The organism is Nocardioides sp. YIM 152588, assembly GCF_040191335.1.
Taxonomy (GTDB): domain Bacteria; phylum Actinomycetota; class Actinomycetes; order Propionibacteriales; family Nocardioidaceae; genus Nocardioides.
Genome location: NZ_JBEGDJ010000016.1, coordinates 69,613 through 80,759 on the forward strand (window position 1 = coordinate 69,613; position 11,147 = coordinate 80,759).

10 protein-coding genes are annotated in these 11,147 nt (G+C 75.2%); 8 read left to right on the forward strand and 2 right to left on the reverse strand.

Annotated elements, in window-relative coordinates; genetic code table 11:
- Window positions 1-4: 4 nt before the first annotated feature.
- Window positions 5-1,276: an MFS transporter gene (locus ABLM29_RS10385; protein ID WP_349714028.1), complete on the reverse strand. Its 1,272-nt coding sequence runs from the start codon at window positions 1,274-1,276 to the stop codon at window positions 5-7.
- Window positions 1,277-1,401: 125 nt separating this feature from the next.
- Between ABLM29_RS10385 and ABLM29_RS10390 the strand changes: the two genes are divergently transcribed.
- Both ABLM29_RS10390 and ABLM29_RS10395 read left to right on the forward strand, forming a co-directional pair.
- Window positions 1,402-2,847 (forward strand): basic amino acid/polyamine antiporter, encoded by a 1,446-nt coding sequence (locus ABLM29_RS10390; protein ID WP_349714029.1) that lies wholly within the window; start codon window positions 1,402-1,404, stop codon window positions 2,845-2,847.
- 49 nt (window positions 2,848-2,896) lie between these two features.
- Entirely contained in the window at window positions 2,897-4,198 is a 1,302-nt protein-coding gene (locus tag ABLM29_RS10395; RefSeq protein ID WP_349714030.1) for an APC family permease, read from the forward strand.
- On the opposite strand, the gene ABLM29_RS10400 is transcribed toward ABLM29_RS10395, so the two are convergent.
- The gene (locus ABLM29_RS10400) at window positions 4,178-5,854 is read right to left on the reverse strand and encodes a DUF389 domain-containing protein (protein WP_349714031.1); all 1,677 of its coding nucleotides are present in this window, start codon (window positions 5,852-5,854) and stop codon (window positions 4,178-4,180) included. The genes ABLM29_RS10395 and ABLM29_RS10400 overlap by 21 nt on opposite strands.
- A gap of 113 nt (window positions 5,855-5,967) precedes the next feature.
- Here ABLM29_RS10400 and ABLM29_RS10405 point away from each other — a divergent pair, with 113 nt between their 5' ends.
- The 6 genes from ABLM29_RS10405 to ABLM29_RS10430 all read left to right on the forward strand — a co-directional run.
- Window positions 5,968-6,636, forward strand: coding sequence for a TetR/AcrR family transcriptional regulator (locus ABLM29_RS10405; protein WP_349714032.1), 669 nt, complete (start codon window positions 5,968-5,970; stop codon window positions 6,634-6,636).
- Window positions 6,629-7,639 carry an ABC transporter ATP-binding protein gene (locus ABLM29_RS10410; protein WP_349714033.1) on the forward strand — a complete coding sequence of 337 codons (1,011 nt, stop codon included), beginning with the start codon at window positions 6,629-6,631 and terminating at the stop codon, window positions 7,637-7,639. The genes ABLM29_RS10405 and ABLM29_RS10410 overlap by 8 nt, the downstream gene beginning before the upstream one ends.
- The gene (locus ABLM29_RS10415) at window positions 7,636-9,219 is read left to right on the forward strand and encodes an ABC transporter permease (RefSeq protein ID WP_349714034.1); all 1,584 of its coding nucleotides are present in this window, start codon (window positions 7,636-7,638) and stop codon (window positions 9,217-9,219) included. The genes ABLM29_RS10410 and ABLM29_RS10415 overlap by 4 nt, the downstream gene beginning before the upstream one ends.
- A 124-nt stretch (window positions 9,220-9,343) precedes the next feature.
- On the forward strand, window positions 9,344-10,108 hold the full coding sequence (locus ABLM29_RS10420; protein ID WP_349714035.1) for an AzlC family ABC transporter permease: 765 nt from the start codon (window positions 9,344-9,346) through the stop codon (window positions 10,106-10,108).
- On the forward strand, window positions 10,105-10,404 hold the full coding sequence (locus ABLM29_RS10425; protein WP_349714036.1) for an AzlD domain-containing protein: 300 nt from the start codon (window positions 10,105-10,107) through the stop codon (window positions 10,402-10,404). Before ABLM29_RS10420 ends, ABLM29_RS10425 begins: the two co-directional genes overlap by 4 nt.
- Before the next feature lie 40 nt (window positions 10,405-10,444).
- Window positions 10,445-11,147: hypothetical protein (locus tag ABLM29_RS10430; protein ID WP_349714037.1), on the forward strand; the 703-nt coding region annotated here is incomplete at its 3' end.

The following is an 11,147-nucleotide window of genomic DNA, read 5'->3' on the forward strand; positions in this document are numbered from 1 at the left end:
GCCGTCAATGGCCCGAAGGGACCCCGCCCGGGCGCCGCAGCGTCGTCACCATCAGGTACGCCGCCAGCGCCTGCGCCGCGACGACGATCCCGCCCAGGGCGTCGGCGTGGTGGGTCACCAGCGCGCCGGCCACCGCGCCGCCGGCGAGCGCGCCGAGGCCCTGGACCGCGGCGAAGATGCCGAAGGCCGTCGCCCGCCGCGCGGCCGGCACCAGGTCGGCGACGAACGCCTTCACCGCCGAGTCCTGGACGCCCGTCGCGGCGCCCCAGACCACGACGCCCGCCAGCACCACCGCCGCGCGGTCGTCGAAGACCAGCCACGGCACGGCGGCGGCGAGCACCGGGACCACCAGCAGCACGCCGCCCGACCAGCGGTCGAAGAGCGCGCCGGTGGCCAGCGCCGCGACGGCTCCGACCGCCATCGCGACCGCGTAGACCAGCGGTGCGGCCGCGGTGGGGAAGACCCCCGCGCGCACGAACTGGAACGAGATCACGCCGAAGGTCATCAGGCCGAAGGTGGTCAGCGCGGCGGCCGCGGAGAACCGGTGGAACGAGCCGGGCAGGTCCGCCCCGAGCGCCGGGCGCAGCAGCCCGGCCGGCGGGGAGGACGCCGCTGCGTCCGGGTCGGGCTCGGCGACCGACGGCACCCGGCGCCGCAGCAGCGCCAGCAGCAGCAGCGACACCGCGCCCGGGACGGCCAGCAGCGCCAGGCCCGGCCAGATCAGGCCGGTCGCCGCCGTCGTACCGGCGAGGAGCAGGGGGCCCGCGAAGGCGCCGACCTGGTCCAGCGCCTTGTGCACGCCGAACGCCTTGCCGCGCCCGGTGCGCACCGCCACCCGGGCCAGGAGTGCCGACTTCGCGGGGCTGCGGACCGCCTTCCCGGTGCGCTCGGCCAGGATCAGGGCGGCGGCGAACGCCACGCCGGCGGCGCCGAGCGCGGGCGCGAGCGCGAGCAGCGGCACGCACACCGCGGTGAGCCCGTAGCCGACGACCGTGAGGCGCCAGTGGCGCTGCGCCCGGTCCGCCCACGGCCCGGTGACCAGGCGCAGCACGAGTGCCACCGCCTCGCCGGCGCCGGTGACGATGCCGACCGTCAGCGCGGACGCTCCCAACGACCCCAGGTAGGGCCCGGCGACCGAGCGCATGCCCTCGTAGACCATGTCGGCCGCGAGGCTGACGAACCCGAACGCGAGCACCGTCCGCCAGGGCGTCCAGGGGGTCCGTCCCCGCGGTGCGGCGGCGCGCCCGCCGGGTGCGTCGGGGCCGGCACGAGCCATCGGGCGCCCTCCGTCCGTCGGGGTTGGTCGGGTCACCCAGTCTGGCGCGCCCGGGCGACCGCCGGGCGGAGACGGCCCTGGACCGCCGTACCCGGCACGGGAATGATGCCCGAAGGAGGACCCTCATGAGCGCGAGCGAGGAGACGGCCACCCCCGCGCGGATGACGTGGCCGACCCTGACCGGGATGGTCGTCGGCAGCATGGTCGGGGCCGGCGTCTACTCGCTCCCGGCGCGCTTCGGCGTGGCCACCGGCATCCTCGGCTCCCTGATCGCGTGGGCGATCGCGGGCGCCGGCATCCTGATGCTGGCCCTCGTCTTCCAGAACCTGGCGATCCGTCGGCCCGACCTCGACTCCGGCGTCTTCATCTACGCCAAGGCGGGGTTCGGCGACTACGCCGGCTTCAACTCCGCGATCGGCTTCTGGGCCAGCACGATCGCCGGCAACGCCTTCTACTGGGTCTTCATCGGCGCGACGCTCGGCACGTTCTTCGACGGGTTCGGCGACGGCGACACCCTGCTCGCCACGGGGCTCTCCACGGCCGGGGTGTGGCTCTTCCACGCGCTCATCGCCCGCGGCGTGCGCGACGCGGCCGTGGTCAACCGGATCGTCACGGTCTTCAAGATCGTGCCGATCCTGGTCTTCGTCGTGGTGCTCCTGCTCGCGTTCGACGCCGGCGTCTTCGCCGACAACTGGACCGCGGAGGTCTACGGCGACCTCGGCTCGCTCAACGAGCAGGTGCGCAACACGATGATCATCACGACGTTCGTCTTCATCGGCGTCGAGGGCGCCAGCGTCTACTCCCGGTACGCCGAGCGCCGCGAGGACGTCGGGCGGGCCACCGTGCTCGGCTTCCTCAGCGTGCTGTCGCTCTTCTCACTGGTGACGCTGGCCAGCTACTCGGTGATGCCGCAGCCCGACATCGCCGCGACCCGGCAGCCGTCGATGATCGGGCTGTTCGAGCACGTCGTGGGCGGCTGGGGCAGCACGTTCATGAGCGTGGCCGTCATCGTCTCCGTGCTCGGCGCCTACCTCGCGTGGACGCTGATGGCGGCGGAGGTGATGTTCGTCCCCGCCCGCAACGAGGACATGCCGTCGTTCCTGGGCAGGGAGAACGCGCACGGCACACCGATCACGGCGCTGGTGGTGACCTCGCTCGCCGTGCAGGCGCTGCTCGCGGCGACGCTGTTCCTCACCGACGCTCTCAACTTCATGCTCGACCTGAGCACCAGCCTGGCGCTCATCCCGTACCTGCTCGCCGCCGCCTACGCGCTCAAGCTCGGCCTCACCGGCGAGGGGTACGACGGCGTGCCGGCCGCGGAGCGACGCCGGGAGACCGTGGTGGCGGGCGCCGCGACGGCGTACACGATCTTCCTCTTCGACGCCGCGGGCCTGAAGTACGTCCTGCTCTGCACGGTGATCCTCGCGCCGGCCGCGCTGCTCTACGTGAAGGCGCGCAGCGAGCGCGGCCGGCGGCTGTTCACCCCGACGGAGCTGGCGCTCTGCGCGGCGATCCTCGCGGGGGGCGTCACCGGGGCGCTGGGTCTCTGGACCGGCCGGATCGCCCTCTGAGGCCGATCGCGCGACGGCCCGCCGGCGCGCCGCTAGCGTCGGCACGGTGGTGACGGGCACGCGTCGAGGGACCGGTGACGGGATCGGCCTCGCCGCGCTGGTCTCGATCGGGATCGGCGGCATGGTCGGCGGCGGCATCTTCTCGGTCCTGGGGCTGACCGCCGAGATCGCGGGCGCCGGCAGCTACGTCGCCTTCGTGGTCGGCGGGGCCGTGGCGGCGCTGACCGGGACCTCCTACGCGCGCCTCTCCGTCCGGCTGCGCAGCCGGGGCGGCACCGCCACCTTCCTCGACACCGCGTTCGGCGTCGGAGTAGCCGGTCCGCTCAACGTGCTGCTCTGGCTCAGCTACTTCGTGATGCTGGGCCTGTACGCCGTCGCGTTCGGCTCCTACCTGGCGGTCCTCGTCGGGCTGCCGGCCGACGGGCCGTGGCGGCGCGTGCTCGGCTGCCTGGTGGTGCTGGCCTTCGCCGGGGTCAACCTCGGCGGGGCTCGCCTGGTCGCCCGGGGCGAGGCCGCCCTGGTCTACGTCAAGGTCGCGGTGCTGGTCGTCTTCTGCATCGGCGGGCTGACGGTGGTCGACACCAGCCGGGTGGCGCCGTCGGCCTTCCCGTCCCTGGCCACGATCGTGTACGCCGGCGCGCTGATCTTCCTCGCCTACGAGGGCTTCGAGCTGATCGCCAACGCCGCGGAGGACGCGCGGGACCCCGAGCGCACGCTGCCGCGGGCCTACCTGGTCGCGATCGGCTCGGTGATCGCCCTCTACGTGGTGGTCGCCTTCGTCGCGGTGGGCAACCTGACCCCGGCGCAGATCGTCGAGAAGCGCGACTACGCCCTCGCCGCGGCGGCGGAGCCGGTCTTCGGTGCGGCCGGCTTCACGCTGATCGCGGTGGCGGCGGTGATCTCCACCGCCAGCGCGATCAACGCCACGATGTACGGCGCCGCCAAGTTCACGTACCTGATGGCGCGGCACGGCGAGCTGCCGCACGTGCTCGCCGACCCGGTGTGGAACCGGCCCGTGGGCGGGCTGGTGGCGACGACGGTCGGCACGCTGGTCGTGGTCGTCGCGGTGCCGATCGAGGGGATCTCCCTGATGGGGTCGGCGGGCTTCCTGATCGTCTTCGCCGCGGTGAACCTGGCCGCGGCACGGATCGGCGCCCCGGCCCGCCGCGCCCGCGTCGTACCGCTGGCGGGAGCGGTCGCCTGCCTGGGCTGCCTGGGCGCGCTGCTCTGGTACGCCGCCACCGAGATCCCCGCACAGCTGCTGGTGCTCGCGGCGATGGTGCTGGTCGCGGTCGGCGGTGAGCTGGTGCTGCGCCGCCGGCGGACCGGGTCAGGGGGTCGGCGTGGGTGACTCCCCGAGGCCCCCGTCGTCCTCGACGCCGTCGGGCCCGACCACGGTGACGGTCGAGGGGGTGAACCCGAGGGTCAGCGTCACCTCGCGCCCGAGCTCGTCCTGGAGGGCGCGGTGCAGCTCCGTCGCGGAGGGCGGAGCGGACGGGCCGGTCAGGTCCACCTGGACCGCGTCGTCGCGGACCTCGACGCGCAGCACCTGGTAGTCGCCGTCGGTGCCGGCCCACTCGTCGACCACCCGGTGGGCCCGCGTCGTCTGGCTCGCCTCGCCGACCACGCCCTCGGAGGTGAAGACGAGGGGGATGAGGATGGCCATGGAGACCGCGACGAACGGCGCGAGGGTGATGGTGAGCCGCTGCCGGCCGGAGCGCAGCACGGCGGGGTCGGCGAACCCGCCGAGGACGAAGACCACCGCCGCGGACGCGATGATGGCCACCACGTTGGTCATGAAGAGCAGGAAGGCGCCGAGCGCCTCGGGCCAGAGTCCGCCGGCCAGGCAGATGCCGACGACGCTCAGAGGTGGCACGAGCGCGACCGCGATCGCGACGCCGGCGATCGAGGACGCCACCCGCACGGCCATCGTGGCGAAAGCGCCGGCGGCGCCGGCCGACACGGCGATCAGCAGGTCCAGCAGGTCGGGTCGGATGCGGGAGGTGACCTGGGTGTTGACCTCGACGTTGACCGGGGCGGGGGCCCATCCCGACATGACGTAGGCGACCACCACCGCGGCGACGGCGCCGAGCGCCACCAGGGCGAGCGAGGAGACGGCCCGCCGGGACCAGCCGTTGACGAGGGCGCCGGCCAGGCCGAGGATCGGCACCATCAGCGGTGCGACCAGCATCGCCCCGATCACGACCGCGGTGGAGTCCTGGAGGATCGCGAAGGTCGCGATGGCGGCGCTGAGCAGCAGCATCACCCACCACGCCGTGAGGTCGGTCGTGCGCCCGGGCGGCTCGAAGTAGAGCGTCGAGGCGAGCTCGGCGCGCCTGTCCGGCCCGACGTCGTCGCGCAGGAAGGCATCGACGACGATCTGCCGCGCGGTCGGCTGCTCGAGCTCCAGGTCGGACCGGCGGGAGGCGGCGCGCAGGCCGGAGACCAGCAGGATCACCCCGGCGACGACCGTCGTCACCGCGACGACCAGCGTGATGCCGCTGGGCAGCTCGGTCCAGGTGGCCACGCAGAGCACGCCGAGCGCGACCGCGATCGCGCCCGCGGCGAGGCGGACGGCGCGCCGCTCACGGGGGTGCCGCCAGGCGGTCAGCACGGCCCAGGACCCGCGCACGAGCAGCACCGTCCCCGCGCACCAGACCGCGACCTGGGCGCCGAGCACCGGGTCGCGGAGGACGGCCCAGCCGATCAGCAGCTCGAACGGCGCCCGCCGGCCCGCGGCCCAACGGGTCGGTGCCAGGCGGGGGCCGCGCCCGCTGACGGCCCGCACCAGGTTGGCCAGCCCGACGGCGGTCAGGACCAGCCCGAACACGAGGTCGACGGTGGCCAGGCCGACGCCGGGCAGGCCGAGGACGAGGAGCCCGAAGAGCGTCAGGAAGGCGCCGAGCACGGTCGCGGGGTTGGCGGCACGGCGCACCACGGTGCCGACGGGTCGGCGCGTCGCGGGCTCCGGTGTCGTCGGGGAGGTCGTCGGGGAGGTCGTCGCCACGTTCCGGGCTCCTCGGGTCGGGGCACGGTGCTGGGTCGGACCGATGCTAGAGCGGCCGGGAGCGGACCGTCGGACCCTTGCCGGGCGCTGAACAGACGTTTAGGATATTGAACATGCGATCAGCCACGCCGGCGCGGCCGCCGGACCTCACCGCGAAGGCCACGATCCGCGAGGTCGCGCTGGGGCTCTTCGCCGAGCGCGGCGCCGACGCGGTGACCGTCCGCGAGATCGCCGGCGCGGCCGGGGTCTCGCCGGCGCTGGTGCTGCACCACTTCGGCAGCAAGGACGGGTTGCGGGCCGCGGTCGACGAGGCGGTCGCGGCCACCTTCGAGGACATCGTCGACGCGCTGGGGGAGGCCGGCCTCGAAGGCGCACTCACCGACGAGGGGGCCGAGGCCGGCGCCCGCTCGCTGGGAGAGGCGTTCGCGGCCTCCTTCCCACCGGGATCGCCGATCCCGGGCTACCTCCGCCGGCTGCTGCTGAGCGGCGACCCCACCGGCGACCGGATCTTCGCCCGGTGGTTCGAGCTCAGCGAGCGCCTCCTGGCCGACCTGGAGGCGGCCGGCGTGGCGCGGCCGAGCGGCGACCGGCCGGCCCGCGCCGCGTTCCTGCTGGTCAACGACCTCGCCGCGGTCCTGCTCGCACCCCAGCTCGCGAGCACCTGCGGCATCGACCTCCTCACCCCGGACGGCATGAGCCGCTGGGCCGAGGAGGCCACCGACGTCTACGCCCGTGGCGCGTTCCGCGCGCCGGACCCCGAGGAAGGGAGTGCAGATGAGTGACCACACGCATGACCCCGTGAACGACACCGCCGACACCGCCGAGGCGGTGGTGAGGACCGAGGGGCTGGTCAAGGAGTTCGGCAGCTTCCGCGCCCTCGACGGGCTCGACCTCTCGGTGCGCCGCGGCGAGGTGCACGGCTTCCTCGGCCCCAACGGCGCCGGCAAGTCGACGACGATCCGGATCCTGCTCGGCCTGATGCGCCACGACGGAGGGCGGGTCAGGCTGTTCGGCGGCGACCCCTGGCGCGACGGGACCCGGCTCCGGGCCGGCCTGTCCTACGTGCCCGGCGACGTCGCGCTCTGGCCGGGCCTCACCGGCGGGCAGTGCATCGACATCCTGGCCTCGGTCCACGGCGGCCTCCGCGCCGACCGGCGCGCCGACCTGATCGAGCGGTTCGACCTCGACCCCACCAAGCGCGCGCGGGACTACTCCAAGGGCAACCGGCAGAAGGTGGCGCTGGTCGCGGCGCTGGCCGCGGAGGTCGACCTGATGGTGCTCGACGAGCCCACCTCCGGGCTCGACCCGCTGATGGAGCAGGTGTTCCAGGAGGTCATCCGCGAGCGCCGCGACCAGGGGACGACGGTCCTGCTGTCCAGCCACATCCTCTCCGAGGTCGAGGCGCTGGCCGACCGGGTCAGCATCATCCGGAAGGGCCGCAACGTCACCACGGGATCGTTGCGCGAGCTGCGCCGCCACACCCGGACCACCGTCCACGCCGTCACCCGTGCCGAGGTCACCGGTCTCGACGCGCTGGCCGCGGTCGCGGACCTCGCGTCCGGACGCGGCGAGGCGGGGGTCGACACGCGGTTCACGGTCGGCCCCGACGGCCTGGGCGACGCCGTGGGCCTGGTGCACGCCGCCGGCGTGGAGAGCCTCACCGTGGAGCCGCCGAGCCTCGACGCGCTGTTCCTCAGCCGCTACAGCGACGAGCCCGAGCAGACCGGGCAGTCCGGGCAGCCGGGCGAGCGGCCCGGCAAGCACGCCGTCCGGGAGCCGGCATGACCGGCGGGGGCGTCGGCATCCTGCTGCGGATCCAGGCCCGCGCCCAGTGGCGCCGGGCGACCGTCTGGGTCCTGGCGATGGTCGCGTCGATGGCGTTCACCGCGCTCGCGGTGGCGGGGCTCTACGACACCCCGGCGAAGGTGGCGTCCTACGGCGAGGCCGTGGTCAGCGACGCGTTGGTGGCGATCAACGGGCACGTCGAGGGGATCGACACGCTCGGCGGCATCGTCCAGGACGAGTTCGGCTTCATGGGCTCCTTCCTGCTGCCGCTGATGGGCCTGGCCCTGGTCGCGGCGATGACCCGCACCGAGGAGGAGTCCGGCCGCCTGGAGTCGCTGCTGGCCGGCCGCGTCGGGAGGACCGCGCCGGTCGTGACCTCGCTCGTGATCGCGACGGTGGCGATCGTCGCGATGGTGGTCGGCTTCGTGGTCTCGCTGCTGGCGTCCGGGATCGACCCGGCCGACGCGGTGCTCTACTCGCTGGCGTCCGGCATGGTCAGCCTGGTGTTCGCCACGGTCGCCGCCACCGCGGCGCAGGTGGTGCTGCACGGGCGGGGCGTCTACATGATCGGGTTCGCCGTGATCGGTCTCTCCTACGTGCTGCGCGGCGTCGGCGACGTCCGCGACTCCTTCTGGGTCTGGCTCTCCCCGCTGGGCTGGCTGGAGAAGACGGCGCCGTTCGCGGACCAGCAGCGGTGGTGGGTGCTGCTGATCCCGGCGGCGGTCTCCGCGGCGCTCGCCGCGGCCGCGCTGACGCTCGCCGCCCGCCGCGACCTCGGCGCCTCGCTGTACCGCCCGGGCCCCGGCCCCGCGGCGGCGTCGCGCCGCCTGCTGGGCCCGGTGGGGCTCGCGATCCACGGCCAGCGCGGCGCGTTCCTCGGCTGGCTGGTGGGCAGCGTCCTGCTCGCGGCGGTGATGGGCGCGCTCGCGCAGGAGATGGTGGACGCGGCGCTGGGCAACCCGGACCTGAGCCGCGCGCTCGGCATCACCGAGGGCGACGTCGTGGACGGGTTCCTCGCCGTCGTGCAGTTCTACCTGGCGATCGTCGCTGCCGGCTACCTGGTGCAGTCGCTGGGCACCCTGCGGCACGAGGAGGTCGGCGGCCGCCTGGAGCCGATGCTCGCGGGCGGGCTGTCCCGTCCGCGCTGGCTCGCCGCCCAGGTCGCGGTCATGCTCGGCGGCCTGGTGGTCGTCGTCGTGGTCTCGGCGGTGGTCTTCGGCGCCACCACCGCGCTCTCCACCGGTGAGTCCGGGTACGTCGGCACGCTGGTCGGCGCGGGCGTGGCCTACCTGCCCGCCGAGCTGCTGGTCGGGGCGGTCGGGGCCTTCCTGTTCGGCCTCGCCCCACGGATGTTCGGCCTCACCTGGTTGCTGTTCGGTCTGGTCGCCGCCATCGGCCTCCTCGGCCCCGGCCTGCAGCTGGCGCAGTGGATCCAGGACCTCTCGCCGCTGACCCACGTCGGGAACCCGCCGTCCGGCACGGTCGAGGCGGGACAGCTGATCGGACTGGCCGTCGCCGCGGCGCTGCTGGGGGTGGGCGCGTTCGTCGGCTTCCGCCGGCGTCGGATCCCGCAGGGGTAGGCCGGCGGGGGCGTCTCCACGAAGCCTCCACGGTCTCGCCACGTCGCCGCCAAGCCTGTACGGCGCGCGTGCCGGAGTCTCGATGTCGACGGCCCTCCGGGGCCACCCCGACAGGAGACCACCGATGACCACCCTCGCCACCGCGCCGCAGGCGCCCGCCACCACCGCGAACGTCCACGACCGACCCGCCGGGCCCGCCGACGGCTCCACGCCGGCGCGCCCGCCCGTCCGCGACGGGCTGCGCGCCATCGTGCCGATCTGCCTCGGCGTCGCGCCGATGGCCGTGGCACTCGGCGCGCTGGTGGGGGGCAGCGACCTCGACCCGGTCGCCGCGCTCTCCTCGTCGGTCCTGGTGATGGCCGGGTCGGCGCAGCTGACCCTGCTCGACATGAGCATCCGCGACCTCGACGCGCTGGTGATCGTCGCGACGGCCCTGCTGATCAACGCGCGCTTCCTCGCCTACAGCGCCGCGATGGCGTCCTGGTTCCCCACCTCGTCCCGCTGGCAGCGGGCGCTGCTCGCGCTCCCGCTGGTGGACCAGATGTTCCTGGTCACCGCCAACGACCGCGCCCGGGTGCGCCGGACCGAGGCGGAGCGGCGCCGGTTCTACGCCGCGGCCGCGGCCGCCCTGGTCACGGTCTGGGTGGTCGCCCAGGTGGCCGGCTACCTGTTCGGTGCCCTGCTGCCCGAGGCGTTCGCCCTCCAGGCGGCCACGCCGCTGTGCCTGAGCGGCCTGCTCGCGGTCTCCCTCAAGGACCGCCGGGCCTGGGGCGCGGCAGCGGCCGGAGGCGCGGCGACCGCGCTGCTCGCCCTCGCCCTCGGGCCCGCGGCGATCCTCCTCGGCATCGCCGTCGCCGTGGTGCTCGTCCCCGCCGGGAGCGCGTCGTGAAGCTCTGGGCCGTCATCCTCGCCGTCGCGGTCGGCACCTACCTGATCCGCGCCTCCCTGCTGCTCCTGCGGAGCCGCCGGACCCCGCCGGCGGCCGTGGTCGCCCGGGCCGCGCTGGTCGCCCCGGCCGCGCTCGCCGCGCTGCTGGTCAGCGCGGGGGCCCACGCGCCCGGCCTCCCCGTCGTACTGGGCTGCGCCGCCGGGTTCGCGGTCACGCTCCGGACCAGGAACGTGGTCCACGCGCTCCTCGTCGGGCTGCCGGCGGTGTGGGTCGCCCAGGCGCTGGGGCTGGGCTGATGGCGCGGCGACCGGCGCGCGGCCGCGGCACAATGCCCAGATGGGTCCGGAACCCGTCCCCGCCGACGACCTCGGGGAGCGCCCGTGGGCGTACCCCGGCGCCGCCACGACCGGGCCCGGGCTGCTGACCGGCGACTCCTACCTGCCGCTCGGCGACGTCGGACCCGGGGGTGCGGACGGGCTGCTGGACGGCCTGCTGGACCGGCTGCTGGACCGGCTGGGTGCGACGCCGCTCGCCGGACGCGTCGCGGTCCTGGCCGTCGGGTCCAACGCCTCGCCGGGCGTGCTCGGCCCCAAGCTGGTCGCCGCCGGGGTGGCGCCCGTCGTGCCGTTCGTCGTCGCCGGGGTCGACGGGCTCGCCGTGGGGCACAGCGCGCACGTCAGCCGTCCCGGCTTCGTCCCCGCGGCGCCGTTCCCGGCCCCGGGCGCGGTCGGCACGGCCGTCGCCGGGCTCCTCGACGCCGACCAGCTGCGCTGCCTGGACGCGACCGAGCCGAACTACGTGCGTCGACCGGTGGCGCGGGTGCCCCGGGCCCTGCCCGGCGCCGTGCGGCGGCACGGGTCGGACCACGCCTTCGTCTACTGCTCGCGGTGGGGGGTGATCGCGCCGCCGGGGGCCGCGCCGCTGCCGCTGATGGGTCAGGCGGCGCTGCTGCGGCTGCTGGACGGCGCGCTGCCCGGGCTCGGGCTCCTCGGCGCGGGCGCGGATGCGCCCTCCGCCCTGCGCCGCCTGGCCGCGGAGC

Bases quoted from the DNA above. Each gene is read 5' to 3' on its own strand.
- ABLM29_RS10385 (WP_349714028.1), bottom strand. From the start codon at position 1,276: ATGGCTCGTGCCGGCCCCGACGCACCCGGCGGGCGCGCCGCCGCACCG.
- ABLM29_RS10390 (WP_349714029.1), top strand. From the start codon at position 1,402: ATGAGCGCGAGCGAGGAGACGGCCACCCCCGCGCGGATGACGTGGCCG.
- ABLM29_RS10405 (WP_349714032.1), top strand. From the start codon at position 5,968: ATGCGATCAGCCACGCCGGCGCGGCCGCCGGACCTCACCGCGAAGGCC.
- ABLM29_RS10410 (WP_349714033.1), top strand. From the start codon at position 6,629: ATGAGTGACCACACGCATGACCCCGTGAACGACACCGCCGACACCGCC.
- ABLM29_RS10415 (WP_349714034.1), top strand. From the start codon at position 7,636: ATGACCGGCGGGGGCGTCGGCATCCTGCTGCGGATCCAGGCCCGCGCC.
- ABLM29_RS10420 (WP_349714035.1), top strand. From the start codon at position 9,344: ATGACCACCCTCGCCACCGCGCCGCAGGCGCCCGCCACCACCGCGAAC.